25 protein-coding genes are annotated in these 25,717 nt (G+C 72.3%); 8 read left to right on the forward strand and 17 right to left on the reverse strand.

What is annotated here, in order from left to right:
- Positions 1-27 precede the first annotated feature (27 nt).
- Positions 28-1,503: a helix-turn-helix domain-containing protein gene (locus DMB66_RS24115; RefSeq protein ID WP_199752598.1), complete on the forward strand. Its 1,476-nt coding sequence runs from the start codon at positions 28-30 to the stop codon at positions 1,501-1,503.
- On the opposite strand, the gene DMB66_RS24120 is transcribed toward DMB66_RS24115, so the two are convergent.
- The 8 genes from DMB66_RS24120 to DMB66_RS24155 all read right to left on the reverse strand — a co-directional run bounded on the left by DMB66_RS24120 (position 1,463) and on the right by DMB66_RS24155 (position 10,765).
- Entirely contained in the window at positions 1,463-2,035 is a 573-nt protein-coding gene (locus DMB66_RS24120) for a carboxymuconolactone decarboxylase family protein (RefSeq protein ID WP_199752599.1), read from the reverse strand. The genes DMB66_RS24115 and DMB66_RS24120 overlap by 41 nt on opposite strands.
- Positions 2,032-2,877 (reverse strand): SDR family NAD(P)-dependent oxidoreductase, encoded by an 846-nt coding sequence (locus DMB66_RS24125; protein ID WP_125806396.1) that lies wholly within the window; start codon positions 2,875-2,877, stop codon positions 2,032-2,034. Before DMB66_RS24125 ends, DMB66_RS24120 begins: the two co-directional genes overlap by 4 nt.
- Before the next feature lie 32 nt (positions 2,878-2,909).
- Positions 2,910-4,637 carry a hypothetical protein gene (locus DMB66_RS24130; protein ID WP_125806397.1) on the reverse strand — a complete coding sequence of 576 codons (1,728 nt, stop codon included), beginning with the start codon at positions 4,635-4,637 and terminating at the stop codon, positions 2,910-2,912.
- A gap of 125 nt (positions 4,638-4,762) precedes the next feature.
- On the reverse strand, positions 4,763-6,370 hold the full coding sequence (locus tag DMB66_RS24135; protein WP_199752600.1) for a CocE/NonD family hydrolase: 1,608 nt from the start codon (positions 6,368-6,370) through the stop codon (positions 4,763-4,765).
- The gene (locus tag DMB66_RS24140; RefSeq protein WP_199752601.1) at positions 6,367-6,993 is read right to left on the reverse strand and encodes a TetR family transcriptional regulator; all 627 of its coding nucleotides are present in this window, start codon (positions 6,991-6,993) and stop codon (positions 6,367-6,369) included. Before DMB66_RS24140 ends, DMB66_RS24135 begins: the two co-directional genes overlap by 4 nt.
- Before the next feature lie 67 nt (positions 6,994-7,060).
- Positions 7,061-7,648 (reverse strand): hypothetical protein, encoded by a 588-nt coding sequence (locus tag DMB66_RS24145; RefSeq protein WP_199752602.1) that lies wholly within the window; start codon positions 7,646-7,648, stop codon positions 7,061-7,063.
- Positions 7,645-8,541, reverse strand: coding sequence for a nucleotidyltransferase (locus DMB66_RS24150; protein ID WP_158647342.1), 897 nt, complete (start codon positions 8,539-8,541; stop codon positions 7,645-7,647). The genes DMB66_RS24145 and DMB66_RS24150 overlap by 4 nt, the downstream gene beginning before the upstream one ends.
- A 49-nt stretch (positions 8,542-8,590) precedes the next feature.
- The gene (locus DMB66_RS24155; protein ID WP_233624805.1) at positions 8,591-10,765 is read right to left on the reverse strand and encodes a ThiF family adenylyltransferase; all 2,175 of its coding nucleotides are present in this window, start codon (positions 10,763-10,765) and stop codon (positions 8,591-8,593) included.
- An 870-nt stretch (positions 10,766-11,635) separates the two neighbouring features.
- Between DMB66_RS24155 and DMB66_RS24165 the strand changes: the two genes are divergently transcribed.
- A complete protein-coding gene (locus tag DMB66_RS24165) occupies positions 11,636-12,268 on the forward strand; it encodes a hypothetical protein (protein ID WP_125806401.1) in 633 nt (210 codons plus the stop codon).
- 117 nt (positions 12,269-12,385) lie between these two features.
- A complete protein-coding gene (locus DMB66_RS24170; RefSeq protein ID WP_125806439.1) occupies positions 12,386-12,790 on the forward strand; it encodes a hypothetical protein in 405 nt (134 codons plus the stop codon).
- Positions 12,791-12,821: 31 nt separating this feature from the next.
- Here DMB66_RS24170 and DMB66_RS24175 read toward each other — a convergent pair whose 3' ends face one another.
- The 3 genes from DMB66_RS24175 to DMB66_RS24185 form a co-directional block, all read right to left on the reverse strand.
- Positions 12,822-13,532 (reverse strand): HAD family phosphatase, encoded by a 711-nt coding sequence (locus DMB66_RS24175; protein ID WP_125806402.1) that lies wholly within the window; start codon positions 13,530-13,532, stop codon positions 12,822-12,824.
- 117 nt (positions 13,533-13,649) lie between these two features.
- A complete protein-coding gene (locus DMB66_RS24180) occupies positions 13,650-14,639 on the reverse strand; it encodes an ABC transporter permease subunit (RefSeq protein WP_125806403.1) in 990 nt (329 codons plus the stop codon).
- Positions 14,636-15,475 carry an ABC transporter ATP-binding protein gene (locus DMB66_RS24185; RefSeq protein WP_125806404.1) on the reverse strand — a complete coding sequence of 280 codons (840 nt, stop codon included), beginning with the start codon at positions 15,473-15,475 and terminating at the stop codon, positions 14,636-14,638. Before DMB66_RS24185 ends, DMB66_RS24180 begins: the two co-directional genes overlap by 4 nt.
- A gap of 111 nt (positions 15,476-15,586) precedes the next feature.
- Between DMB66_RS24185 and DMB66_RS24190 the strand changes: the two genes are divergently transcribed.
- Positions 15,587-16,240, forward strand: a complete 654-nt coding sequence (locus tag DMB66_RS24190) for a response regulator transcription factor (RefSeq protein WP_125806405.1) — start codon at positions 15,587-15,589, stop codon at positions 16,238-16,240.
- Position 16,241: 1 nt separating this feature from the next.
- On the forward strand, positions 16,242-17,339 hold the full coding sequence (locus DMB66_RS24195) for a HAMP domain-containing sensor histidine kinase (protein ID WP_199752603.1): 1,098 nt from the start codon (positions 16,242-16,244) through the stop codon (positions 17,337-17,339).
- Positions 17,340-17,430: 91 nt separating this feature from the next.
- On the opposite strand, the gene DMB66_RS24200 is transcribed toward DMB66_RS24195, so the two are convergent.
- Together DMB66_RS24200 and DMB66_RS24205 are read right to left on the reverse strand one after the other, a co-directional pair.
- Positions 17,431-18,042 carry a YdeI family protein gene (locus tag DMB66_RS24200; protein WP_125806406.1) on the reverse strand — a complete coding sequence of 204 codons (612 nt, stop codon included), beginning with the start codon at positions 18,040-18,042 and terminating at the stop codon, positions 17,431-17,433.
- 171 nt (positions 18,043-18,213) lie between these two features.
- Positions 18,214-18,516, reverse strand: a complete 303-nt coding sequence (locus tag DMB66_RS24205) for a hypothetical protein (protein ID WP_125806407.1) — start codon at positions 18,514-18,516, stop codon at positions 18,214-18,216.
- Positions 18,517-18,735: 219 nt separating this feature from the next.
- Here DMB66_RS24205 and DMB66_RS24210 point away from each other — a divergent pair, with 219 nt between their 5' ends.
- Positions 18,736-19,050, forward strand: coding sequence for a hypothetical protein (locus tag DMB66_RS24210; protein WP_125806408.1), 315 nt, complete (start codon positions 18,736-18,738; stop codon positions 19,048-19,050).
- 64 nt (positions 19,051-19,114) lie between these two features.
- On the opposite strand, the gene DMB66_RS24215 is transcribed toward DMB66_RS24210, so the two are convergent.
- Positions 19,115-19,549, reverse strand: a complete 435-nt coding sequence (locus DMB66_RS24215; RefSeq protein ID WP_125806409.1) for a VOC family protein — start codon at positions 19,547-19,549, stop codon at positions 19,115-19,117.
- Positions 19,550-19,608: 59 nt separating this feature from the next.
- Positions 19,609-19,989 (reverse strand): DUF2809 domain-containing protein, encoded by a 381-nt coding sequence (locus DMB66_RS24220; protein ID WP_158647343.1) that lies wholly within the window; start codon positions 19,987-19,989, stop codon positions 19,609-19,611.
- A gap of 120 nt (positions 19,990-20,109) precedes the next feature.
- Here DMB66_RS24220 and DMB66_RS24225 point away from each other — a divergent pair, with 120 nt between their 5' ends.
- Both DMB66_RS24225 and DMB66_RS24230 read left to right on the forward strand, forming a co-directional pair.
- The gene (locus DMB66_RS24225) at positions 20,110-21,498 is read left to right on the forward strand and encodes an MFS transporter (protein WP_158647344.1); all 1,389 of its coding nucleotides are present in this window, start codon (positions 20,110-20,112) and stop codon (positions 21,496-21,498) included.
- Positions 21,499-21,506: 8 nt separating this feature from the next.
- The gene (locus DMB66_RS24230; RefSeq protein WP_125806412.1) at positions 21,507-22,943 is read left to right on the forward strand and encodes a DNA-3-methyladenine glycosylase 2 family protein; all 1,437 of its coding nucleotides are present in this window, start codon (positions 21,507-21,509) and stop codon (positions 22,941-22,943) included.
- Here the strand turns inward: DMB66_RS24230 and DMB66_RS24235 are convergent.
- Positions 22,932-23,759, reverse strand: coding sequence for a phosphatidate cytidylyltransferase (locus DMB66_RS24235; RefSeq protein ID WP_125806413.1), 828 nt, complete (start codon positions 23,757-23,759; stop codon positions 22,932-22,934). The two genes, DMB66_RS24230 and DMB66_RS24235, sit on opposite strands and share 12 nt — an antisense overlap.
- A complete protein-coding gene (locus DMB66_RS24240; protein WP_199752604.1) occupies positions 23,756-25,504 on the reverse strand; it encodes an aminotransferase class I/II-fold pyridoxal phosphate-dependent enzyme in 1,749 nt (582 codons plus the stop codon). Before DMB66_RS24240 ends, DMB66_RS24235 begins: the two co-directional genes overlap by 4 nt.
- Between the last annotated feature and the right edge of the window lie 213 nt (positions 25,505-25,717).

A 25,717-nucleotide genomic window follows, 5' to 3' on the forward strand; every position in this document is an offset into this window, starting at 1 on the left:
CCAGCGACAACGCAGCGAAGGAGCACCATGGGCACCGCACCGCTCAGCACGGCCGTGCCGGTCGGCCGCATCCTTCAGCGGGCCGCCGCGAACCTGCGCGCGGACATCGACAAGGTCGCCGAAGACACGATGGACGCCATCGGGGCGAGCATCCCGGAGTACGCGCGCCCCGCCGACGAGACCTACCGCCGTACCCTGCGCGCCGGCGTCGAGCAGGCGCTGTACGGCTTCCTGGGCATCCTGGAGAAGCGCGACGACACGACCTGGCGAGACGTGTACCGGGCGATCGGCGTCGGCGAGATGCGCGAGGGCCGCAGCCTGGACGCCCTGCAGGCGGCCATCCGGATCGGCGCCCGGATCGGCCTGCGGCACTTCGTCGAGTTCGCCGAGTCCGAGTCGCTGACCGCGACCACCGTCGGCTCGCTCGCCGACGCGATCTGGGCGCACGTGGACGACCTCGCGGACGCGGCCACCGACGGCTACGCCGAGGCCCGCGCCGCCGAGGTCGGCGAGCTGGACCGGCGCCGCCGCCGGCTGCTCGACCTGCTGGTGGCCGATCCGCCCGCCGCCGAGGAGGCCATCGGCGCGGCCGCGGCCGCCGCCCGCTGGCAGGTGCCGCGGCGGCTCGCGGCGATCGCGCTCGCACCGGGCGAGGTGCACGCCACCCCGCCGATGCTGCCGCCGGACGTGCTCGCCGACCTGAACCGGGTGCAACCGGCGCTGATCGTGCCCGACCCGAAGAGTCCCGCGCAGATCCGCCTGATGGTCAACTGCCTGCGCCGGTTCCAGGTCGCGGTCGGCCCGGCGGTCCCGCCGGGCGCGGCGGGCGACTCGCTGCGCTGGGCCCGGCGGGCCCTCGACCTGGCCGGTCGCGGCCTCATCGCCGGCGACGGGGTGATCTGGTGCGACGACCACCTAGCGACCCTGACCATCTTCCAGGACGAGGCGCTGCTCGCCGTGGTCGTCGAGCGCCGGCTGGGCCCGCTGACGGGATTCCGCGAGAACCAGCGCGAACCGCTGGCCGACACGCTGCTCTCCTGGTTGCAGCACAACATGAACGCCAACGCGGTCGCCGCCGACCTGCACCTGCACCCGCAGACCGTCCGGCGCCGGCTGCGGCAGCTGGACCGGCTGTTCGGCGACCAGATCCACGACAGCGACGCGCGCTTCGAGCTGGAGATCGCCCTACGGGCGGAGCGGGCCGGCCGGGTGCGAAAGGCCCAGCCCACGAAGCCGGCCGAGCCGCCCCAGCCCGTGCGGCAGGCCGAGCCGGCCCAACGCACGCGGCAAACCGACCCGGCCCAACGCACGCATCGGGCCGAGCAGGCCGTCGCACCACGGCATACCGAACCGGCCGAAGCACCACGCCGGACCGAACCAGCCGTCGCACCACGCCGGACCGAACCAGCCGTCGCGCCACGGCGGGCCGAACCAGCCGTCGCGCCACGGCGGGCCGACCGGGTCACCCGCCCGGCTGTTCCGGGCGTACGCCGAGCGCGTTGAGGGTGCCGGCCAGCATCGCGTAGTGGCCGACGAGCAGGCACAGTTCGATGAGCTCTCGCTCGTCGTAGGTCTCGCGCAGCCGTGCCCAGACCGCTTCGTCGAGCGTCCGGTCCGTGCTGAGCTGGTCCGCCGCGCGGAGCAGCGCCCACTGGTGCGTGCTCCAGCCGGGCGCGTCCGGTCCGGCGCCGACCCGTTCGATCTGCTCGTCCGTGAGGCCGGCGCGCCGTGCCAGCCGGACGTGCTGATACCACTCGTAGTCGCTGCCGCAGCCGACCGCGACCCGCAGGATCACCAGTTCCGCGTCGGCCCGGTCCAGCGTGCCGTAGGGCATCAGCCGCGCGGCGAAGCGCAGCCAGGCGCGGAACAACCGGCGATGCCGGCCCAGGGTGGTGAAGACGTTGAGCACCGGGGTGCCGAAGCGCCACGCGGCGGCGCGGCACAGCGCGGCGTTGAGGGCGCCGAGCTCCGCCCGCGTGCCCGGCGGGACGCGCGGGCGCGCCGGGCGGCGGGCCGGCGCCGGGAACGGGATCACTCCGGCTGCCGGGTGGTCAGTGGGGCGGCCTCGGACCGGGCGATCGCCAGCGTCTCCGGCAGGCCGCGCCGGGAGCCGAGGTCGACGAGCCGCTGCGCGACCGTCCGTACCGGCAGCACCGCCGCGACCCAGCCGGGCGCGACCACCCGGCGGGCCCGGCGGGCGACACCGCGCTCGATCGCGTCGACCGCCGCCTCGACCGGCGCCACCCGGGCGAAGGGTAGCTCCGGGAGCCGGCCCGCGGCCTCGGTGCCGAATCCCCGCTCGGTCATGTCGGTGGCGATCTTCGCGAAGTAGGCGACGCCGACCCGGGCGCCGGTGGCGTGCAGCTCGATGCGGAGCGTGTCGGCGAGCGCCTCGACGGCCGCCTTCGAGGCGCTGTAGGCACCGAGCAGCGGCGCGTGCAGCGCCGCGGCCAGCGAGGCCACCGCGAGGGCGTACCCGCCGGGATGGGCGATGTGCGGCGCCGCCGCCCGCAGCGTGTAGTACGCGCCGAACAGGTTGACCCGCACGGTGCGCTCGAAGATCGCCGGGTCTCCCCCGGCCAGCGGCAACTGCGCGGCCACCCCGGCGTTGGCGATCACCACGTCGAGCCCGCCCAGCTCACCGGCGCACGCCGCCACCGCCGCGTCCACTTGACCGCGGTCGGCGACGTCGCATTCGTACCAGGGCGCCCCGCCGCATGCCGCGGCGACCTCACCGAGCCGCTCCGCTTCCAGCCCGGCCAGCGCGACCCGCGCGCCGCGTTCGTGCAACCGTCGCGCGGCCGCCGCGCCGATGCCCCGCGCCGCCCCGGTCAGGAGCACGCGGCGGCCGGCCAACGCCGTCGGGTTCCGCACCATTCCACCATCCTCGGTCAGCGACCGCCCGCCCGCTACCGCGCGGCGGCGAAACGGGCGAGGTTGCCGGAGACGATCTCCGGCCGGCCGGAGTTCTGCACCGGCGCCGCCGTCAGCACGTCCAGGTGCTCGTAGCCCGGTGCGACCACCACGTTGAACTCCGGCGGGAGGGTGCGGCCCGCGAGCAGCCCGTTGCCGGCAAGCAGGGTGATGATCGGACGCGCGGTGAGCCCCGCGGGATGGGCCACGAACCCCTTGATCTGCGGGGCCGTGCTCTGCTGGATGTCGGTGACCAGCTTGGTCGGGAAGTACTGCTCGGTGAAGTCGAGCGGGTGCTCGGCCAGGCTGCGGGCGAGTTGCTGCAGGTCGGTCACCTCCTCGGCGGGGGTGCTGAACAGCCGGCCGGCCGAGGTCCGGTATCCCGGGTCGTCCGGCGCGCCGATCCGGTCGTAGTTTCGCCAGGTGTACAGCGGCCCGCGGGGCTCGTCCGGGATCGCCATCGGCCGGGTGCCGAGCAGCCCGGCGAGCGGGCCCAGCGCCGGGTCCCGCACGACGTCGTTCGGCACCGGGAAGTTCTTGTCGGCGATCCGCCCACCGTCGAAGAAGCCGGTGCTGGCCGTCATGAACGACAGCGGCTGGGAGTTGTCGTCCATCAGGCTGCCCAGCACCGCCGCGTTGGTCAGGTGGAAGTCACGCACCGACGGCGATCCGGTCAGGAACGTGCCGAAGTCCTTCGAGAACAGGATGCGCTGGGTGGTGTCGATGTTGGGGTTCGACGGAAGCGCCGGCAGCAGCGTCTCGCCGTCCGGATCGGTGCGGGCGGCCAGCCCGGTGATCGCGAGCAGGTTCATGGTCTCCGCGTTGATCAGCGTGGGCGCGGAGACGGTGCGGGGCAGCACGCCGCTGATCAGTCCCGCCTGGACGGCCGCGTAGCCCAGGCCCACGTCCGGCAGCGTCCCCTCCGGCATCGACCCGCTCAGGTCGGCCAGCGAGGTCGAGATGGTGGTGTCGAGCGCGAAGTAGCCGGCGCACTGGCGGTATCCGGCGTCGGCCGTCGTGCCGGGGTCGCCGTCGAAGTCCCACACCGCGAAGTAGCCGGTGATGACGCCGCCCAGCGAGTGCCCGCCGCACTGCACCTTGCGCTCGCGCGCCGCCTGGTCCGGCAGTTCGGCGACGAGCAGGTCGTACTGGTCGCGGACGGTCTGCTCCAGGCCGACGCGGGCCAGCCAGGGCAGCCGCGCGTTGTCGAGGAAGCCGGCGAACCGCCGGCCGTCGACGGCCTCGCCGCCGTAGTAGTAGTCGACGGCGACCCGCGAGTCGCCGGCCGCCAGCCCGGCCCGGATGCCGGCGTGGTCCTCGAGGCAGTTGGACCGCCGGTCCAGCGCCCAGAACTCGATGTGGCTGCCCAGCCGGGCGGCCGCCACGATCGTGCCGCGGGCGACGCTGTCGAACGCGCCGGCGCCCTCCAGGATGCCCGGCTGCGCCACGAGAATCCGGTCGGCCCGGGCCGACTGCGCCGGCCCGCCGCGATGGCGGTACCGCAGGTAGCGCAGCCAGTCGCAGCCGGGCGGGTGCGGCCCGGCCGACGCCGGCAGGGGTATCCGCACGGCGACCTCGGTCTCCAGCACGTCGGTGACCGGGCTGCCGCCGGCGACGGGGACTTCCGTACGCGGGACGGCGGCCCGCCCGGCCGGTGCGTGCACCAGCACCCCCGGCAGCAGCAGTGCGAGGACGACCAGCCCTTTCGATGTCGCGTGGCGCATGAGACCTCCCTCTCCGGAACGGTGAGTTCGGTATATCAACGCCATCGACGGCCGTCGTCGTCCTCCGGTGACACCTCCGGGCACCGGCGTTGTCACGCGCCGGTGTGCCCGTACCGGATCGGGCCTTAGCCCGGCTGCCGGACCGGCAGGATGATCGCCGAGGGGTGTGCCGGGCCATGGTGGACGGTCTGGTCGGCGGCGCGCATCGTGGTGGCCGTGGCGCGCGGCTCGCCGGTGCCGGGGTTGCGGGCGTAGCGCGGGAAGGCGCCGCTGGAGACCTGGACCCGGATCCGGTGGCCGCGCTTGAAGCGGTGCGCGGTGGGCCAGAGCCGGACGTCGGCGCGGGTGGTCTCGTCGGCGCCGGTCAGGCCGGTCAGGCCGTCGCAGACGTTTGTCGAACGGCCGCCCGGGTCGACGTCGCAGAGCCGGACGAAGACGTCGGCGTGCGGCAGGCTGGACCGGAACCAGATCTCGGCGCTGACCTCGCCGACGACCTCGACGTCCTCGTCGAGGACCGCGGTGGTGTAGGTGAGCACGTCCGCGCGGGCCTCCAGCGCGGTGTTGTCGACGCGGCCGCTGTCGCGGACCATGCGCACGCCGCCGACCGCGGGCGTCGGGTCCGCCGGGTCGTAGCGGTATTCGTCGGGCGCCGACGCCCCGGCCGGCTCGCCGGACAGCGCGCCGCCGGGCCAGAGGTGGAGCCGCCGCTCCGGGTAGCCGGCCGGTGGCCACGCCGCGAAGTCACGCCAGGCCTCCTCGCCCGTCACGAACAGCCGCACCGGCGCACGCTCCGGTGGCTGCTCGCCGCGGGCGTGGGCGAGCCCGAACTCGACGGCCTCGGTGATCGCCGTGCCGTCACCGGAGGTGTGCGTCCAGGGCCCGATGGTCAGCCGGGCCGGGCGCCCCGCCTGCTGGAGGATCTGGAAGTCGCGGAGCTGGCCCGGCAGGAAGATGTCGTACCAGCCACCGATCGAGCTGACCGGCACGCTCACCTCGGCCACCCGGTGCCGGTGGTCGATGCCGGCCCAGCGCGGGTCGGCCGCATCGTGGGCCAGGATGTCCTGGATGTAGTCGGAGCGATGGCCGATGGCGGCGACGTCGGCCCGGTTGAGCGGAAGCGTGAACAGCGCGCGGCCGGTCTTCTTCGCCTGGACCGGCTGCCGGAGCAGCGCCCAGCGGCGTTCCTGGCCGGCGACCAGCACGCCCCACCCGAACGGGGTCTCCAGCGAGGTGCCGTTCTCGCGCAGGAACTCCAGCGTCAGCGCCGACTCGGTGACCTGCGGGATCATCGCCTTGACCTGCGGCGGCAGCTGGTCGGCGACGGCCCACTGCACGTACCCGAGGTAGCTCAGCCCGACCAGGACCATCGAGTCGCCGAACCAGGGCTGCCGCACCACCCAGTCCAGGGTCGCCAGGCCGTCCTCGCGCTCCTGCCGCATGGGGTCGAGGCTCCCGCCGGAGCCGAAGCCACCCCGGGTGCTCTGGATCAGCACCTGGTAGCCGCGTTCGGCCAGCGGCCGGGCCATGCTCAAGGCGATCAACCCCCGACCGTACGGGCACCGCAGCAGCGCGGTCGGCAGCCCCTCGCCCCCGCCACGTGGCGCCCACCGGTCCGCCAGCAACTCGACCCCGTCGGGCATCGGCACCCGGAGATCCCGCTGCACGACCAGATCCCGGGTCACCGGCGGGGACAGCTTCAGCTGGCGCTGCAGGAGGTGGCTGATCAGATTCACCGGTGGTTCTCCTTGTTCCGCGCGTTGGCCTGCGCGATGGGGGCGGCGGCGACGGACATCATCCGCAGGAGCCGGTCGGCGAACTCGGCGGGATCGAGCGGATCCTCGCCCTCCACCACCCAGGTGTTGAACAACGCGGCCCCGGCACCGGTCAGGCCGACGGCCAGGTCCTCGACCGTCCGCGGATCGAGCCGGTCGCCGAAGAGCCGGTGCACGGCCTGCCGGTTGGCCGGAACGAGCAGCCCGGTCAGTGTCTTGTTCAGCGCGAAGGCGCACGAGCCGGTCAGCATGGCCCGGTAGAACCCCCGGTGGCCGGCGAAATGCCGCGCCATCGCCAGCGGCCGGGCGCGGTCGGTCAACGCGTCGGAGACGTCCACCAGGCAGGGCAGCAACTCGCGGCGCGCGAGGTCGAGCGCGGCCGCCAGCAGCAACTCGTCCCGGTCGCCGAACTGCTGATAGACCAGCTGCCGGCTCACGTCGGCGGCCTCGGCGATGGCCGAGATCGGCACGGCGGTCGTGCCCCGCTCGGCCACGACGGCGATCGCGGCGGCCATGAGAGCGGCCCGCGACCGGCGCACCCGGCGGTCCTGAACGGGAGTCGGCGTCGCCAAGTCGTTGGTCACCCGACAACAATGCAACAGGTGTCAAGAAAAGAGCAAGTGTGAAATTACGGCCGGGCCCGCTGACTGGTCACGGCGCTGCCGACGGCGCCGACGCCCCGCCGCTAGCCGGCTTCGCGGGCAGGACACCGGTCGCTGCGGAGACGGCGGGAGAGTGGCGCAGACGCCCACGCCGGAGGGCCACCCGCATCGCGACGACGCACGCGTCCCGCGCCGTGTCGATCTCTCCGCGCGGATAGGGGTTCGTCAGATTCATCTCGGCGTCCGTGGTGAACGTCGCCTGCCGCCAGGCCACCTCCATCTGACCACCGGCCTGATTCTTCGCCGCCCCCACCAGCAACCGGTACTTGTCGGCGACGCAGGGCGCCTCGATCTGCAACAGTGCCTGGTGATAGGCCAGCCGCGACTGGATCCTGCTGACCTCTTCGGTCAGCTGATGACGCGCCTCGGGTGTGCCGGGCCGGCGGCGAACGCGGTACGGGAGTTCGGCGTAGTCCTCGACGGCGTTCAAGGCCTCGGCGAACCCCTTCGCCTGGCGTTCCCGCTGTGCCGCGCGCTGGCTGAGGACGTACGTGACCGCCGCCGTGATCGCGCTGCCGAGGACCGCGATCACGGCGACGACGACTATCGCCGTCTGCGCGGCCGTCCAGTTGGTCATGTCGGTAGTTCCGTCCACGCCTTTCTCAAGGCGTCGACCGCGAACGTCCCCTGGCGGACAGTCCACTGGTCCGGCCCGGCGCCGTAGATCCGGATCAGACCGTTCTGACAGAGCAGCGAGGAAAACGTCCTGGGATCGTCATGGCAGCATTCGTGCAGCCATTGGAAAGCTCCGTCGACCGCCTGCGGAAGCGTGCCGCACCGGAAGATGCGGTCGGGGACGTTGTACAGAAGACATTCGATGAAATAGGGCGGCACTGCGCTCTTGTCCAACTCCTCCCGCTTGATCGCCCGTCGCCGCAGATGCTTGCAGATCCGGACGACCTGCTTGAACCGGCGGCCGGTGCGAAGGTCCTTCTCATTGCCGTTGTTCAGGTGCTGCTTCGGGAAGTTGACGATGGCCTGCCTGGCCTTGTTCCGGAAGAAGACGCCGTCTTGGTAAATCTCGTGGCCGGGAGCCGGGAAGCCGGAGTAGAGGCGATATTCGATCGCGGGCAGAATATCGGCCGGCACCCGCACCAACGAATCCCAGTCGTGGATACCGGCGCACTTGTCACCCGCCTTGACGAAGAACGACTCGCGCAACGAGGCGAGCACGTCGGTGCGGAATTCCTTCCAGCCGTAGGGATCCTGCTGGTATCGCTCGTTGAAGTTGTCCAGATCATGGTGGTCGAGCGCCGCCACGTTCTCCTCGAAGGGCAACTTGAGGAGCACGACGAGATCCACGTCGCTCGACTGGTTGATGTTGGTCCTGTTCGCGTACGAGCCCTGCAGGAAGACCTCGTAGGGCCGCTCGCCGAGCCGTCGCGCGTATGTCAGCGCATCGCGCAGGACCTCCTCGGTCCAGGAGAGCCTGAACCCGCCGGGCGGCTCGGCCCAGGCGCCCAGGTCCACCGGTTCGAAGCCGGTCACCTTGTCTCCTCACGCCTTACGAGGTCCCGCTTCACACCGGGAAGGAGAGGCGGGCATACCAATCGGGCCGCCCGCGACCGCCGAGCCATCGGTTCCATCGATCGCTCCCGTCGTTGCCGAAGATCACCATCAGGACCGGCGCGCCGTTCGACGCGGCCATCGCTGCCATCGCCCGCTCGTCGTCATCGGACGGCCAGGCGGCGGCCCAGGGATGGGTGTGCCAGGCACCGATGAACTCGACCAGCCGCCGGGTACGGAAGCGCCGATCGTCGGTCGCGTCCCTGGCCTTCGCCGGGTCGAGCACCAGTGCTTCGGCCGAGGCGGTGCTGCCGGCGGGCAGCGCCTGGGCCTCCGTCACCCAGGCGACCCTGGCGGCGTGGTCGATCTGGCCGAGCAGCAGACCACCCGTCTCCACGTCGGCACCTCGCTCTGCGGCCATCCGGATCACCTCGCGACGTACGTCGGCGAAGGCGTGCGGATCGATCCTGACTTCGTAGTGGTTCCTGGTGTCGGTCGACGTCAGCGGTTCGGGCCAGTGCCGGCGATCCGCCGCGCCTCGCCCGGTCGCGGCGGCCGGCGAGCGGACCACCGCCGCCCACCGCTGTGGCGTCGCGGGATGGGCGTCGTCCGGGAGAATCGTCAGCGCCTCGTTGAGCAACGACGAGGCAAAGAACGCCAGGTCAGCGGCCGATCCCCGGTATGTCGGATCCGAGCAGCCCGGCTCCGGCACGAACCTCTCGGTGCGCGGCAGGTCCGGGTGGAACTCGTCGAGCACGTCGGCGAGCATGCTGTCGTCGCTCGCCGAGATGGCGAGCCGCCGCAGGATGTCGTTGCCGGCACCGTTCGCGCCGGCCAGTGCGAGGGTGGCGACCCCGAGCGAGCAGTCGTGGCCCACGACGACCGACAGCAGCGGAGGGCGCGGACCGTCGCGCTCCCAGCGGGTCCGCTCGAGCGCGGCACCGACCGTGTGCGCGGCCGTCGCGTCCACGATCAGATCGACGTCCGGCAGCTCGTCCGGGCGCATGATGACCTCGACCGCGTCCGCGTCGACCGGCTGGATCGACGTGTCCGCGCCCACCCGCGCCAGGTTCAGCGCGAGCACTTGAGCCTTGTTCTGCCCGATGTCGGCCGAGCGGTAGGGCTGGCGCACCAGGATGCCCGGGCGTACGACGCTCTTGTCCACCAGGTGGAGCACCGCAGCGCCGGCACGGACGCAGTACTCGGCTATCGGCCCGCCGAGCCCGCCGCAGCCCAGCAGGAGCACCCGCCGGGATCGCAGCCAGGATACGGGCCGGGTGGTGTCCCGCCGTACGGTATGGGCAGGCCGCTGGTCGTAGACCGGCACCCAGACCACCGGGTCGGTCCGCTTTCCGGCCCGGAATCGGCGATCAGGCGTCTCGACGGTCCACGCCGCCAGGTAGGCGGCACGCGACGGCGCCGCCCGGGGACCCGGTGCGGGGCTGACCATCAGGACCAGTGTCAGCGGTCGGGCATCGGGACGCTCGTCGGCGGTCCACATGCGATCTGTCCGCTCGGCTGCCCACTGGACGGCGGCGTTGAAATCCTGCAGCCCGATCCGCTGATAGGCGATGGCGAACACGAGCCCGCCCCAGCTTCGGGGATAGCTGAACCCGACCTCGTCGGGAAGTCCCAGCACTGTTGCCAGGAACCTCCGGCGGCCGGCACCGCCGGCCGCCGGCAGGGGATCGCCGTGGCTGAGCCAGCCGCGCACCTCGTAGGTATTGCCACCGACGGCCTCGATGACAGCCATCGCGATCCAAGGCCCGCGGTCGGCGGCCAGATGCCTGGGGAGATCGGGACGGACGATCAGCCTCGCCCGCGCCCGGGAGCGCTCGGTGATCGGTGGTTCCAGGACGGGGTCGGCCACGGCAAGCGTGCCGTCTGCCACCGTGCGGAACCATTCGACGAGCCGTTCGGCCAACCCGTGCATTCCGCGGCCCGGATCCCAGTCGTTCTCCGCCAGGTGGAGGCAGATGTTGTCGCCCCAGACCACGTGTGGCAGGCGAGCGAACCTCCGGTGCGGGGTGAACACGAACGGTTGCTGGAGGGGATAGCGGGGTGGCACGAGGATGTTCACCAGCTCGGAAACGCCGAGCGGGACCAACGACTGCCAATCGTCCGGACGCCGGCAGTCGACGACCACACCGATCGCCAGGTATCCGTTGTCGAGAGTGTGTTCGGGCACCTCGACGACCTTGACGCCAGCCTCGGTCAGGCGCTCGACCGCGCGTAACTCTTCGATTGCTTCTCGCTGGCCGGCCGTGGGGAGACCCCTCGCCGCGATCATCGGCAGCCGAAGGTGGCGGGCGCACGTGGGGCTCGGCCCGGTCCGTCGAGCTTCTCAGCGGTGCGTACCAGCCCGACCGCCGCCGCGGCAGCACCCGCACGGACCCCGCTGGTCGAGCCACCGCCCCCGCCGTTTCCTCCGGACGCGCCGCCGCCTCGGCTTTTCCCGCTGCCTACTCCCCCGCCAGATGCGCCTCCGCCGCCGCCTCGACCTCCTCCGCCTCCGCCCCCGCTCCCTCCGGTTGCGCCGCCCCCTCCGAATTTGGGCCGGTTGGATTGCGCGTCCGGGCCAGCGCTGTCAGCACCCGGGCGCCGGTCGCCGGCTGTGTTCTCGCCAGATTCGCCGGACTCTGTCGGGAGCCGACGATATGTCACGGTCATACCTCGATTATGCATTGATCAATTCTTTGTCGAGAGAGGTCAGAATTGACGATCAGTCACGCGCTCGGCCGATCTCCGCATTGCGGCATTGATCATTTGAATTCGATCATCGCGGCCGGATACGCGGCTTTCCTGTCGCGGGCCGCTTGCGGTTCGCGTTCTCCAGGCGGGTCCCGGCAACGTCCCGCCGGACGAGATCGCGGCGCAACTACAGCAACGCCGGGTCTCCGTCGTCCACACTGCGGCGAATGCCATGTCAGGAAGCCGCATAGTGGTGCATCCCACGCTCGGGCGGGGCCTCCCCGCCGTGCGGCGACCGAAGATCGGCCATACGGTCGACGGAAGTTCCGGATCACCGGCAGGCCCGGGGAGGGTTGTCACAGTGCCGATGTATGTACTCCTGACGATTGGCTCGATCCCCGCCGGCCTGCTGGGCACGCTGGCCCTGCTCGCCCGCCGGCGGCGCAGGCAGGCGGGCGAGCCGGCGGGGCGGTCCGTCACGGACGAGCTCGACAACCTGGAGGAACTGGAGGTTCACGCCCGAGCGGTGGCCGTCGCGGCGAAACAGGCCGTCGCGGCAGCCGACGAGGCACATCATCGGGCGGGCCACGCCGTGCGGGTGCTCGACCTGGCGGGATCGCACTACCGCCAGCTCCGCCAGCAGGCGCAGGTCCCCGAACACCCGCTGCGGCTCGTCGAACGGGCAGCGGTGAACGCCTACCGGCACGGCCAACTCTCGGCGGCGGAGCTGAACCGGATCTGGCAGCACACGCAGGCGACGGCCGGTAGCGGCACGCACGGCGCCGACAGCATGCCGGTGGAGTGGGACAGCCGCATGCACGCCGCCCGGCAGCGGTACGAACAAGCCGCGATCGAGGTGACGGACGTGCACAAGCAGGCACAGGTCACGACGATCGCCGCCCGCGTCCTGGCCGAGGAGGCCCGCGCCGCGGAGGCTCACCTGACCGCGGCTCAGCGTTCGACGAGCACCGGGTTGGCCGCGCTCTTCCTGGCCGAGTGAGCCACTCCCCTCCCAAGAGCCGCCTGGCCCGGCTTCTGACTTGACCCTCGACCCGGTCGAGGGCCCACATTGTCTGGGCGACGTCCGGTGGGCGTCTACAAGCGAGGGGGTCTTCCCGTGATTGACCTGGAAGTGCTGCGGCCGATACTGCGAGCCGGCTGGGGAGCGGACACCTGCGACCCGCACGATCTGCATGATTGGCACCAGGACAACCCGGCCCGTGGTCAATGTGGAGTGACGGCGTTGATCGTTCAGGACCTGCTCGGCGGAGAGTTGGTGCTCGGCGAGGTCTTCGTCGGCGAGGCCCGGGTCGGGCACCACTACTGGAATCGGTTGCCCGACGGCCGCGATGTCGACCTCACCGCCGACCAGTTCCACCCGCGAGAAGTCATCGTCGGCGGTCAGGTGCAGCAGCGTCCGCCGGACGCTCCCCGGCGATGCCGCCAGCAGTACGAAACCTTGAGACAGCGCGTCCTCGCCGCGCTGGAGGGCAGCGCCGCATCGGCGACCGCCGAGGGGTGACAGCGCGCGCCGGCCGCGCGCGGCAGCCGGGTCAGAGACCGGCGCGGGAGGTGGGCAGGGTGGCCAGGAGCGCGGGCAGGCCGGCCATGTCGGTGAAGGTGTGCGTGGCGCCGGCCGCCAGCAGCACCTGCGGGGCGCTGTGGGACGGGCTCTCCGGCGGGCAGTAGCCGAAGACCGTGGCTCCGGCGGCCACTCCGGCGCGGACGCCGGTCGGGGTGTCTTCGATCACGGCGGTGCGGGCCGGGTCGACGCCCAGGGCGGCCGCGGCGGCCAGGTAGACGTCGGGTGCCGGCTTGCTGCGGGGTGTCTCCATGCCGCTGAAGATCTTGCCGGCGAACACGGTGTCCAGGCCGACCTTGGCGAGCTGCAGCTCGACCTTGTGGCGGTCGGCGCCGCTGGCGCAGGCCAGGTTGCCGTGCAGGATCCGGTCGATCTCTCGGGCGGCGGCGACCGCGCCGGGGATGGGCAGCAGATCGAGGGTGAGGGCGTCGTTGCGGCGCTTACGGAAGTCGCCGAGCCACTCGTCGGTCACGGTGAAGCCGGTGTGCGCGGTGATCACGGCAGCCTCGTCGCGCAGCGCACGGCCGACGAAGAGCCGGAAGCAGTCGGCTTCGGAGATCTGCCAGCCGAGCTCGTGCAGCATCGCCCGGAGCACGGCGTTCGTGATGCGTTCGGAGTCGACGAGCACCCCGTCGCAGTCGAAGAGCACGGCGTCGAACGGGAGCGCGGCGGTTTCCAGCATGGCGGTGACCCTAACCGCGCATGAATCCGAGGGCCATGACCGAGCGCACACCAGCACGGGCGGTGGGTTGCGGTCGGTCCTGCGCCCGCCCTGGTAGACAGGGCGGGCACGGACACGTCAGCTGGAGCGGTGCCGGATCCACCAGAAGCCGAAGGCGGTCAGCAGGAGGGTGACTCCGAGGTACGCGGAGAGCTCGATCCACTGGAACGGCCAGTAGCGGCCCGCCGGCTGGTACGTGTAGCTGAAGTGCAGATTCTGGCCGGCCGTGCAGGCCATGTTCTCCACCTGCGAACTCTTCTCGCACGCCTTCGCCTGCTGGAGGGTGTACGGGGTGCCGTCGGCGTTGAGCACCTTGGCGTCATCCGTCAGGGACCAGGTGCCGGCCATGGTGTAGCCCATGATCGTGGCGCCGCGGTCGTTGATGCCGAAGGTGTCCGACCGGCTCATCGCGTCCTCGTCGAATGCCACGGTGGTCGTGACGGGCGCCATCAGGTGCTCGCGGAGCACGGTGGGCACGAGCAGCTGCACGATGGCGAACACGGCCAGGGTCAGGGCCATGGCCACCAGCGTGCGGCGGGCGACGAGGCCGATGACGGTGCCGAGGACGAACGCGAAGGCGGCGTAGCCGAGCGGGACGACGTTGCGGGAGGCGAAGCTCACCGCGCCGAAGCGGTCGCCGAGGAACTGGTCGTAGCGGCTCGCGCTCCAGGTGAGCAGGAGGCTGAACAGGCCGGTGACCGCGGCGCTGGCGAGCGTGAGGAGCACCAACTTGGTCGTCAGCCAGCGGGTACGGGTCACGCTCTGGTTCCACACCAGGCGGTCGGTCCGCTCCTCCAGCTCCCGCGTGATCAGCGGCGCGCCCCAGAAGATGCCGATGACCGCGGGAACGGCGATGAGCAGCAGGCCGACGATCAACAGCGGACCGGTGTACGACTCGTCGAAGGCGTGACGCGCGGTGACGCAGTCGCTGGGCTGGCAGCCCAGGACGCCGGCGTAGTCGTCGCGGATGCGGGAGCCGAGGTACACCAGGTAGATCGCGACTGCGATCAGGGCTCCGGCGGCGACCACGGCCTGGGTGCGGAACTGTCGCCAGGTCAGCCAGATCATGCCGCACCGCCGATCGACGCGACCGCGGCCCGGGTCATGTACGCCATGCCCAGGTCCTCCAGGTCGACCGGTTGCGCGCCCGGCGGCGGCGCGGCGTCGGAGCGCACTACGTCCTCGTGGATGCGCTCGGCGCCGGCCGGCACTGCGCCGGCTACCCGGTGGTGCACGGCCAGCAGGTCGTCGACGTCGCCGGCCAGCTGGACCCGGCCCGCGGCCAGCACGATCAGGTGGTCGCAGACCTGTTCCAGATCGCCGAGCAGATGTGAGGACAGCACCACGCTGACGCCGAGCTCGGCGACGAAATCGAGCAGGTCGCGCAGGAACGCGTGGCGGGCCAGCGGGTCGAGCGCGGCGACCGGCTCGTCGAGGATCAGCAGTTCGGCGCGTTTGGCGGCGGCGACGGTGAGGGCGAGCTGGGCCCGTTGCCCGCCGGAGAGCCCGCCGGCCTTCTGCGCGGGGTCGAGGCCGAGCCGCTTCACCCTCCCCTCGGCCAGCGGCTGGTCCCAGCGGGGGTTGAGCCGGGCGCCGAGTCGCAGGTGGTCGCCGACCGACAGGGTGCGGTAGACCGGGGCATCCTGCGCGACGAATCCGACCTTGGCCAGTTGGGCCGCGCTGCCTCCCGGGCGGTTGCCGAGCACCTCGATGCTGCCCGTGGTGGGCGCGATGACCCCGCAGGTCAGGCCCAGCAGCGTGGACTTGCCCGCGCCGTTGGGCCCGACCAGGCCGACGATCCGCCCGGCCGGTACGCGCAGGGTGCAGCCGGCCAGGGCGGTGGTGCGGCCGTACCGTTTGCCGAGCCCCCCGGTTTCGATGACCGGCGTTGTCGCTGTGCTCACGGAACGATCCCCTATCTCGAATGGATGTGGGGGCCAGTTCTAGCCAGGCGGCGGTCACGGCACGGTCAGGGTGTGACCGCGCCGTGACCGTTGTGCGGATAACCTCGCCCGATGAGGGTGCTCGTGGTCGAGGATCAGGTGGTACTCGCCGACTCGGTGGCGCGGGCTCTGCGCCACGAGGGGATGGCGGTCGACGTGGTGTACGACGGCGCCGCCGCACTCCAGCGCGCCGAGGTGCTCGACTACGACGTCGTCGTGCTCGACCGCGACCTGCCCGGCGTGCACGGCGACCAGGTGTGCCGCACGCTGGTCGCCCGGGAGTCGCCCAGCCGCGTGCTGATGCTGACCGCCTCGGGCACCGTCGCGGAGCGGGTCGAGGGCCTCGGCCTGGGCGCCGACGACTACCTACCCAAACCCTTCGCGTACGCCGAGCTGGTGGCCAGGATCCGCGCGGTCGCCCGGCGCTCCCACCCGGCCACCCCACCGGTCCTCGTGCACGGCGACCTGCGGCTCGACCCGCCCCGGCGGATCGCCACCCGTGCCGGGACGCAGCTCGCGCTGAGCCCGAAGGAGTTCGCGGTCCTCGAGCACCTGCTCACCGCCCGGGGCCGGGTGGTCGCCGCGGAGGAACTGCTCGACCGGGTGTGGGACGAGGCCGCCGACCCGTTCACCACGACCGTCAAGGCGACGATGAACCGGCTGCGGGCCAAGCTCGGCGACCCGCCGCTGATCGTCACGGTCGCCCGCGCCGGCTACCGCATCTGACATGCTGGTCAACCGGCTCCGGCGACGCCTCACGCTGCTGTACTGCGCGGCGTCGGTCGCCTCCGGCGTCGTGCTGCTCTTCATCATCACGACGCTGTCCGCCGGCCTGCCGCCTTCCGACGTGCCGGCGCCGGAGGGCGTCTCCGTCGAGCCGGGACACCTGCCCGACTCCCTCCTGGCCCAGCTCAAGGCCTACCGGTCGGACATCCTGCTCCTGCCGGGCGCCGCGCTGGCCATCATGGCCGTGCTCTCGCTGGCGGTGGGCTGGGTGATCGCCGGCCGGATCCTGCGCCCCGTGCGCACGATGACCGGACGCCTGCGGCAGATCTCCGCCCGCAACGTGCACGAGCGGCTCGCGATGACCGGTCCCCACGACGAATTGAAGGATCTCGCCGACACCGTCGACGAGTTGCTCGGCCGGCTGGAGACCGCGCTGGACGGCCACAAACGATTCGTCGCCAACGCCGCACACGAGCTGCGTACCCCGTTGACCGTCGAGCACGCCCTGCTCGAGGAGCCGCTCGCCACGAACGCGACCATCGAGCGGTACCAGGCCAACTTCGAGAGTCTGATCGCGGTCAACCGGGCGCGGGGCCGGCTGCTCGAGTCGCTGCTGACCCTTGCCGGCAGCGAGCACGGCCAGGGCCGGGCGGAGCCGGTCGACCTCGCCGGGCTCGCCGAGCAGGCGGTCCGTGACCGAGCGGCCGAGCTTGACCGGAACGGGCTACGGGTCAAGGCGATGATCAGGCCGGCCACACTGCTCGGCGATCCGGCGCTGATCGGGCGGCTGGTGGCCAACCTGTGCGACAACGCCGTGCACTACAACGTTCCCGGCGGTGTGGTCGAGGTGGCCACCCGCCGCGCCGCGGACCAGGCGCTCCTGGTCGTCACGAACACCGGCCCGGTCGTGCCGCCCGACGAGGTGGACCGGCTGTTCGAGCCGTTCCTGCGCCTGCGGCGGGTGGCCGACGACGGACACCACGGGCTGGGCCTGTCGATCGTACGGGCGATCGCCGTCGCCCACGGCGCCGCGCTCACGGCCCACGCGCACCCCGAGGGCGGGCTCACCGTCGAGATCAGGTTCCTGGCCACACCGTGACTGACGTTGTGGCGCGGTTCCTGCTCGATCCTGAGGGGACATCGACGCCGAGGAACGAGCACGGTGGGTCGTCGTTCTGGCCGACACCCCATCACGACGTCGGCGGGTCCGCCGGCCTGGCGCGCTGCGGGTGGATCGTCTCGTGCCGGGCCAGCATCGCCACGCACTCGACGATCTTCCGGGTGCGCGTCTCGGCCCGCTTGACGGCATTGACCCGGCTGATGAGGGCGAAGCGGTTGGTCTTGCTGAGCACGTCGAACATCGCCTGCGCCGCCGGGTCGGCGGCGATCGCGGCGCGCAGGTCGGCCGGCACCTCCGCTTCCGACGGCGGCGCATAGGCGGCCGTCCACCGCCCGTCGGCCTTCGCGGCGTCCACCGCGGCGCGGCCGGCGGGCAGCATCAGGCCGGCCGCCTCCAACCGGGCCACGTTGGCGACGTTGCGTTGGGACCAGACGCTGCGAGGCCGGCGCGGGGTGAGCCGCCTCCAGGAACTCCCCTCGTCGCGCTTGCGGGCCTGCCCGTCGATCCAGCCGAAGCACAGTGCCTCGTCGACCGCCTGCTGCCAGGTCAGCGTGGTGACGGAGCCGCCCTTCCTGGTCAGGGCGAGCCACACGCCAGGAGAGGCGGTGTGATTGTCCAGCAGCCACGCGCGCAGCGCCGCGCCGTCGGCCACGATCAACTCGTCCAGTTCGATTCCCGCCACCACCGCAGGCTAGTCGAATGATCATGCTGGGTGGCGAGGTGCCCGCGGAGTGACAGAACGCGAGCGACCACCATCCGACCCCTGAGGAGCCAAGCGGTCTGCCCGAACTCCGCTGATCGAGGCCGGCCCTCCCGCCGCACCTTCTCGCCGGCAGGCGTCGGCCCACGACTATCAAGATTGGAGTTCCCGGCCCTTTCGGGAAGCGCCTTTCGCCCGACGCGCGATGGTCGCGCCCATCCACAGCAGGGCGAGATTGACGAGGAATACGGGGGCTAGGGCCGGACCTAAGTCGACGAGATTCGACACTCCACCCCACAGGATCAGCGCCATCGGGATCGAGGCAAGGTAGCTCCCCACGTCGATCATGAGCGCCACGCCGAACCAACGGGCTCGGCCTTGCCATCGTTCGGGATTCGATCGCATGCCGACTCCGATGGCAACGGCCGCAACCACCGCGAGCAACGCAGCTGCCACGAGGGCAACGGGGCTGGTCGTCGCTGCTCGGGATCACGTGGGCCTCTCGACTTGAACGCGTTCAACTATGGGCGAGTGTAGAGAGTTGAGGTCAGCGTGGGCAAGAGATCCTGGTCCGGGCAGAGATGCGGACACCGGGACCGTCGTCATGACCGCCAGGAAGAAGATGTCCCCCTGTACTGATCCGTCCAGCCTTGGGTGCGTTGCTAGGCTCCGGCCATGGGTGTGCAGGCGCTGATCGGGGGGTTGATCGGGCTGGCCTTGATTGGTTGGGGTGTCCGGGCCCTCGTGCGCGATGACGCTCCCGCGGTCAACGCCGCAGGGCGGGTCTGGCGCAGCGCCTTCGAGGCTGCCGTGTTCTGGTTCCTACTGGGGCTAGCTGTCCTGGTCGGCCCCTTCGTCTGGATAGCGGATGCCGGCGGCTGGATGGGGCCCGATGCTGCCTTCTGGGTCCTCTTGTCGCCGGTCCCGTTGGCCGTCCTCGCCATCACGTGGTTCAGGCCCCGCAAGGCCCCGGATCTACGCAGACGGTAGCTGGGTCGCCGCCTCGCGGCTGGGCGGAGGCAGGATCCTGGCCCGCTCGGGTCGGGGCGGCTGCTCAGTCGAGGCAGAATTCGTTGCCCTCGATGTCCTGCATCGCGAGGCACGACTCGTTGACGCCGTCGGCGCGCAGCAGTCGCACGCGTTTCGCGCCGAGCGGGAGCAGTCGTGCGCATTCGGCCTCGAGCGCGGCCAGGCGCTCGTCCCCCACGAGCCCGGTGCCGACCCGCACATCGAGGTGGAGCCGATTCTTGACGACCTTGCCTTCGGGAACGCGCTGAAAGAACAGTCGTGGGCCCACACCTGTGGGGTCCACGCACGCGAACGCCGATCCCTGCCGCTCCGGCGGCAATGCTCGATCGAAGTCGTCCCACGTGGCGAACCCCTGCGGGGGAGGCGGTACGACGTACCCCAGGACCTCGCACCAGAACCGAGCGACGCGCTCAGGCTCCGCGCAATCGAAGGTGACCTGGAACTGCTTGACCGACGCCATCGGTTCACCATAGAGGCGGGGTCTTTCGCCGGCTCCACGGGCCCCGCATACGGCCGGCGCTATCGGCGGTGCCGGGCGAGGGCCGCGTGCAGGACCACCAGCGGAAGCACGCCGATCGCGTACCACACCAGATCGAGGGCGTCGAAGTGAACGCCCAGCACGAGCCGGGCCACCAGGCTGCGTTCGGACAGCTCCGCCGGCAGGCCCGTCAGTTGCAGCATCTCGACAAGCCAGCAGAAGGCGATCGCCGCGACACCGGCCACCCACGGTTCAGCCTCGGGGACCAGGATGAACACGCCCGCGTAGATCATGGCCGCGTACAGTGCTGTTCCCGAATGCTGCGCCAACGCGCCGGAACTGTCGAGCACGCCACCGCCACCGGCCAGCACCCGGATCCCCAGCCCAACCACCAGAAAACCGCCCGCGGTCGCGAGGGCCACCAACCGTGCCCGCCATGCCATGCTCGCCACGGGGCAAGGCTAGTGTCGCCCGGCAAGGCCCGGACCGAGTCGGCCGATTTCCGCCAGCGCCGGACGGCGACTCGCCGCCAGCATGGATGGGTGATCGACAAGAGAGACTCTCCGCTGCGCGACGCTTCGTTCCGCCGCGTGTGGATCGGCGCGACCGTGTCGGCGGCCGGGGACGCCGCCAGCTGGGTCGCGCTCGTCGCGTACGCCTGGGGTTCGACGGACGGCAGCGTGGCGACCCTCGCCGTGCTGTACACGGCGCCCGTGGCGGTCGGCGGCCTGGTCGCCGGCTGGGCCCTGGACCGGTACGACCGCCGGTGGCTGCTCGCCGTGGACAGCCTGGCGCGGGCGGCGGTGTTCGCCACGATCCCGCTGGCCGCCGCCGGGGGCGGGTTGACCGCCGTCCAGCTCTACCTCGTCGCCGCGGTGTACGGGCTGCTGAAGATGACCAGCCTGGCCGGCTTCCCGGCGCTGATCCCCGAGCTGGTGCCCCCGAAGCAGCTGATGGCCGCCAACGCCCTGGAGTCGGCCGGTTTCGGGATCGCCGGCCTGGTCGGGGCGGTCGGCGCCGGTGTCGCGGTGGCCACCGTCGGGCCGGGATACGTGGTGGCCTTCGACGTGCTGAGCTACCTGCTCTTCGCCCTGTGCCTGCTCTCCGCGCGAGTTGGGCCGAGATCCGCCCGGCAGGCGAGGACGGCGGGACCGGCGAAGACCGCCCGGGCCGGCGGTGGGCTCGGGCCGGTGCTGCGGCTGCTGGTGCGGGAGCCGGTGCTGCGCGACACCACGATCATGTTCGCGCTGTTCAACATCGGCGAGGGTGCCCTGCTGGTCCTGCTCCCGGAGCGGGCCGTCGAATACGGGCTCGGCCCCGGCGGGTACGGCTACCTGATAGCGGCCGTGACCGGCGGCGAACTGCTCGCCGCCCTGGCGCTGCTGCGCTGGTCCTGGCGGCCGTCGCTGACGCGGTCGGTGGTGGCGGCGGCGCTGGTGGCCGCGGTCGCCGTGCTCGCCGTGCTGGTGCCGTCCCCGTGGGCCGCGCTGGTGGGTCTGGCCGGGCTGGGTGGCTGCGCGGCGGCGATGACCACCTGGGCGCAGACGCTGCGCATGGGCGCCGCCCCCGCCGAGGCGCATGGGCGGTTGTTCGCGCTACTGCGGACGCTGATGCAGGCCACCCCGCCGCTGGGCGCCGCACTGGCCGCGCTGACCCTGCGGGACGGCGTCGCCGCCACGGTCCTGGCGATCTGCGCGCTGATGGCGGTGCCCGCGCTCGCCTTCGCCCGGGACCTGGCCGCCGCCGGCGACAGCTATCGGACCATGAAAGGCACGCCGCCGGAACCCGACGCCCCCGCCGCCGGCGACCGCTATCGGACCATCGAAGGCGCACCGCCGGAACCCGACGCCCCTGCCGCCGGCGACCGGTATCAGACCGTCGAGGGCACGCCGCCGGAACCCCACGCCCCCGCCGCCGGCGACCGGGCATGATCGCCGGGATGGACCTCGACTTCGAGCGCTGCTACCAGGCCACCCGCAGTCGCGATCCGCGCTTCGACGGGTGGTTCATCGTCGGGGTGCGGACGACCGGGATCTACTGCCGGCCGAGCTGCCCCTCGCCGGTCTGCCCCAAGCCGGCCAACATCACCTTCTACCGCACCGCCGCCGCCGCTCAGCTCGCCGGCCTGCGCGCCTGCAAGCGCTGCCGCCCGGACGCGGTGCCCGGATCGCCGGAGTGGAACACCCGGGCCGACCTCGCCGGGCGGGCGATGCGGTTGATCGCCGACGGTGTCGTCGACCGCGAGGGCGTGCCCGGGCTGGCCCGGCAGCTCGCGGTCAGCGTCCGGCAGCTGCACCGCCTGCTGGTGGACGAGGTCGGTGCCCCGCCGCTCGCCCTGGCCCGCTCGCAGCGGGCGTATCAGGCGAGGCTGCTCATCGAGACCACCCGGATGCCGTTCGGGGAGGTCGCCTTCGCCGCCGGTTTCGCCAGCATCCGGCAGTTCAACGACACCCTCCGCGCCGTCTTCGACGCCACGCCTTCCCGCCTGCGCGCGGCCGTGCGCAGGCGGGAAGGCGTGCACCCGGGCGGCGGCCTCACGCTGCGGTTGGCCCTGCGGCAACCGTACGACCCGTACGGGGTGGTCGAATGGCTCGCGGCCCGCGCGCTGACCGGCGTCGAGGAGTACTCCGACGGCACGTACCGCCGGACGTTGCGGCTGGCCGGCGGGCCCGGCACCGTGACGCTGCGGCCGGCACCCGACCACGTGCACGCGACGTTCCGGCTGACCACCATGGCCGACCTGGGCGCCGCCGTGGCCCGCTGCCGGCGCCTGCTCGACCTGGACGCCGATCCCGGCAGCCAGCTGGCCGTGCTGGCCGCCGACCCGCTCCTCGCACCGCTGGCCGAGGCGCGGCCCGGGCTGCGGCTGCCCGGCACCATGGACGGTGCGGAGACGGCGCTGCGTATCGTGCTCGGCCCTCACGCGCGGACATTGGTCACCGCGCTCGCCGACCCGTTGCCCGGCCCGGACGGCCGGCTGACCCACACGTTTCCGGACCCCGCCGCCGTCGCGGCCGTCGATCTCGCCCTGCCGGCGGCCCGGGCGCGCACGGTACGGGAGCTGGCACAGCGGCTGGCCACCGGTGAGCTGCGCCTGGACGAGGGCGCCGACCGGGCCGAGGTGCGCCGCGGCCTGCTCGCCGTACCCGGTCTCGGTCCCGCCCTGGTCGAGGACCTCATGCTGCACGCGGTCGGCGACCCGGACTCCTTCCCCGCCGCCGACCACAGCCTGCGCGCCGCCGCCGCGGCGCACCAGCTGCCGGCCGACCCGGCCGGTCTCATCCGGCGCGCCGGCCGCTGGCGGCCCTGGCGCGGCTACGGGGCGCACCTGCTCTGGCGGGCCGCTGGCCCTCCCGCCGGCTCGTCAGGCCAATAGCAGCACGATGGCCAGAGCGAACAGCAGGGAGTCGACCCGGTCCAGCAGGCCGCCGGAGCCGGCCAGCCAGGAGGCGGCGTCCTTGGCTCCGGCTCCTCGCTTGATCATCGACTCGAACAGGTCGCCCAGGGGGGCGCCGATGGTGACGGCCGCTACCAGGCCCAGCATGAGTGGTGTGGGCAGGTCCCGGTGGAAGACGCCGAGGATAGCCAAGGTGCCGGTGGCCGCGGCCGCGCCGGCGAGCGTCCCGCTCCAGTGCTTGGCAGGTGACAGCGGGGACAGGCCGGGACCGCCGAGCCGCCGCCCGGCGACGTAGGCGGCGATGTCGCCGACCGACACCGCGGCGAAGACCACCAATGCGTAGGCACCCAGCGGCACCACCGCGGCCAGCGGCGCGAGCCAGATCAGGCCGAGCATGCCGTTGGCCGCCCGCCGCAGACCACCGGTGGCGTCCGCGGCCAGGACCGGGACGGTGCCGACAAGCAGCGCGCCGGCGCCCGCGGCGTGCAGGACATGCCCGGGGCTGAGCAGTGCCGTGCCGATCAGTGCCGTCAACGCGATGGTCAGCGCGGCTCGATCGGGCCACGGGGCCCGCACCAGCGCGCCGAACTCAACGGCGGCGATGCCGGCGGCCACCGCCGCGATCACGGCAGCGCCCGGCGGGCCCAGCCAGAACGCGGCCGTCACCAGGGGAACCCCGATCGCCCAGGCGCACCACCGGTAGACCATGTCGCGCCGCCGGGAGATGGCGACCGCGATCGCGCCGACGGCCAGCGCGGCGGCGAGGTAGGGAACCAGCGTGCCGACGGTGATCATCGTGTTGCGGCACCCGCGGGGCGGAGGGCGGCTGTCACGGCGGCGCGGTAGGCGGCGACGATCCGGGCGTTGCCGGCGGGGTCTTTCACGGCCACCCGGATGGTTCGCCCCTGGAACGCCGGCGACATCGGGGACAGGTCGCGCAGGTACACATCGTCGCGCCGGCAGGCCGCGACGACCTCGGCCGCGCTCGGACCGCCGTCCGGCAGCGTGATCAGGAGGAAGTTGGCCACCGCCTCGTCGATGACGGCGGCCGGGTCGACCGCGCCCAGCGCCGCCGCGAGTTCGGCGCGCAGCACCGTGGTTTCCGCCCAGCGCGCCGCGTAGTACGCCGGGTCGCGAAGGGCCGCGACGGCGGCGAGCTGCGCGGGCAGGCTGACCGGCCACGGCGGCGTCCACCGGCCCAGCGAGGCCGCCGTGGCCGGGTCGCTGATGAGGTACGCCACCCGCATGCCCGACAGGGCGTACATCTTCGACATCGAGGTGCAGACCACGAGGTTGGGCCGCTCGGCCGCCGATGACGCCAGGGACTGGTCCCAGCCGGCGTAGCCCACGTACGCCTCGTCGACCCAGATCCGGGTGCGCGTCGGCACGCGGCGCAGCATGTCGTGCAGTGCCCGCACCGGTAGCTGCCCGCCCGTGGGATTGTTCGGGTTGACCAGCACCGCCAGGTCGTAGTCCGCCCCGGCCAGGGTGTCGGCGAACCGCTCCAGATCGATGCGCCAGCCGTCGGCCGGGCCGATCGCCAGCCGGTCCACCCGGCACCCGATCACCTCCGTGGCCAGATGGGCGTACTCGCCGTAGCTGGGATCGACCAACAGCACCCGGCTCGCCGGCGTGAGCCACTCGCGGAACGCTCGAAACAGCAGGTCCGAGGACCCGGCGCCGAGAGTGAGCGAGCCGGCGGGCACACCGCGGGCCGCGGCGATCCGCGCTCGCAGCCCGTCCGCGGCGACCGGCGGCGAGGTGCGGGCATGCCACGCCGGATCCTCGGCCAGGATCTCCAGAACGCCCGGTGCCGGGGCGAACCAGGCGTCGAGCACATCCGCCGCGACGATCTCCCGGCGGCGGTGCAGGCGGCGGAAGTCGGCACCGATGCCGTCGAACGACGCCCCGCCATGGGCGCAACCGTCCGATCCGGGGCGCATCGGCGCGTCGAGCTGCCAGTCCACGGCGTCACCGAGGCGGTTCAGCACCGGCGCGTACCGGCGCTGGGTGCGATCAGCCAGCGTGGCGACGTCTCCCGCCAGCACGTCGAACGTCACCGCGCCGGCGACCACGGTATGACCCGTCGGGGACAGCCCGGCGGCGCGGTACATTCCGGCCAGCTCGGCCCGGCCCATCGCCACCACCTGCCGGCCGCCCCGGGACTGCACCCAGCGCAGCGCCGCGTACATGAGCACGGCAGCGGCCCCGGTGCCACGCCAGGGCGCCGCGACGGTCAAGATGCGGACCTCGAACACGTCCGGCGCGTCCAGCAGCGGCAAGTCCACCCGGGACAGGTACTTGTCCAGCGACCAGTGGCCGACCCACGGCGGCGTGATACTGACGAATCCGACCGGTGACCCGTCGCAGGTGGCGACGAGATACCCGACGCCGTGATCGTCCAAGTCGTCGCTGAGCCGCCCGGCGGGATCGGTGGAGTGCTGGCCGAGTTCCTCGGCGTACACCGCGTGCCGCAGCCGGAAGATCCAGTCCCGATCCGCCGATGTGCCCAGCCGGACGCCGAGTCGCTGCGAAACCACGATGACCCACCCCTTGATCCATGATCGGGACGGCTGATCACCATGCGTCGGGCCAGCCGTCAGGAATCTAGCCCGCGGGTGCTCCGGCCCGGGATCGCACGAGTACTCACCACTTCCTGAGTTCCCGTACTCAGCGACCGCAGCATCGGCGGGCGGGCCGAATGTCGATTACCAGACGTTCCGGCCGGCACCTGTGACCTGGGTCATACGATT

Source organism: Actinoplanes sp. ATCC 53533 (assembly GCF_003947245.1).

Excerpts from the sequence above, each read along its gene's own strand:
- DMB66_RS24115 (WP_199752598.1), top strand. The coding sequence starts at position 28 with ATGGGCACCGCACCGCTCAGCACGGCCGTGCCGGTCGGCCGCATCCTT.
- DMB66_RS24125 (WP_125806396.1), bottom strand. The coding sequence starts at position 2,877 with ATGGTGCGGAACCCGACGGCGTTGGCCGGCCGCCGCGTGCTCCTGACC.
- DMB66_RS24130 (WP_125806397.1), bottom strand. The coding sequence starts at position 4,637 with ATGCGCCACGCGACATCGAAAGGGCTGGTCGTCCTCGCACTGCTGCTG.
- DMB66_RS24145 (WP_199752602.1), bottom strand. The coding sequence starts at position 7,648 with ATGACCAACTGGACGGCCGCGCAGACGGCGATAGTCGTCGTCGCCGTG.
- DMB66_RS24165 (WP_125806401.1), top strand. The coding sequence starts at position 11,636 with ATGTATGTACTCCTGACGATTGGCTCGATCCCCGCCGGCCTGCTGGGC.
- DMB66_RS24175 (WP_125806402.1), bottom strand. The coding sequence starts at position 13,532 with ATGCTGGAAACCGCCGCGCTCCCGTTCGACGCCGTGCTCTTCGACTGC.
- DMB66_RS24180 (WP_125806403.1), bottom strand. The coding sequence starts at position 14,639 with ATGATCTGGCTGACCTGGCGACAGTTCCGCACCCAGGCCGTGGTCGCC.
- DMB66_RS24190 (WP_125806405.1), top strand. The coding sequence starts at position 15,587 with ATGAGGGTGCTCGTGGTCGAGGATCAGGTGGTACTCGCCGACTCGGTG.
- DMB66_RS24195 (WP_199752603.1), top strand. The coding sequence starts at position 16,242 with ATGCTGGTCAACCGGCTCCGGCGACGCCTCACGCTGCTGTACTGCGCG.
- DMB66_RS24210 (WP_125806408.1), top strand. The coding sequence starts at position 18,736 with ATGGGTGTGCAGGCGCTGATCGGGGGGTTGATCGGGCTGGCCTTGATT.
- DMB66_RS24215 (WP_125806409.1), bottom strand. The coding sequence starts at position 19,549 with ATGGCGTCGGTCAAGCAGTTCCAGGTCACCTTCGATTGCGCGGAGCCT.
- DMB66_RS24230 (WP_125806412.1), top strand. The coding sequence starts at position 21,507 with ATGGACCTCGACTTCGAGCGCTGCTACCAGGCCACCCGCAGTCGCGAT.
- DMB66_RS24235 (WP_125806413.1), bottom strand. The coding sequence starts at position 23,759 with ATGATCACCGTCGGCACGCTGGTTCCCTACCTCGCCGCCGCGCTGGCC.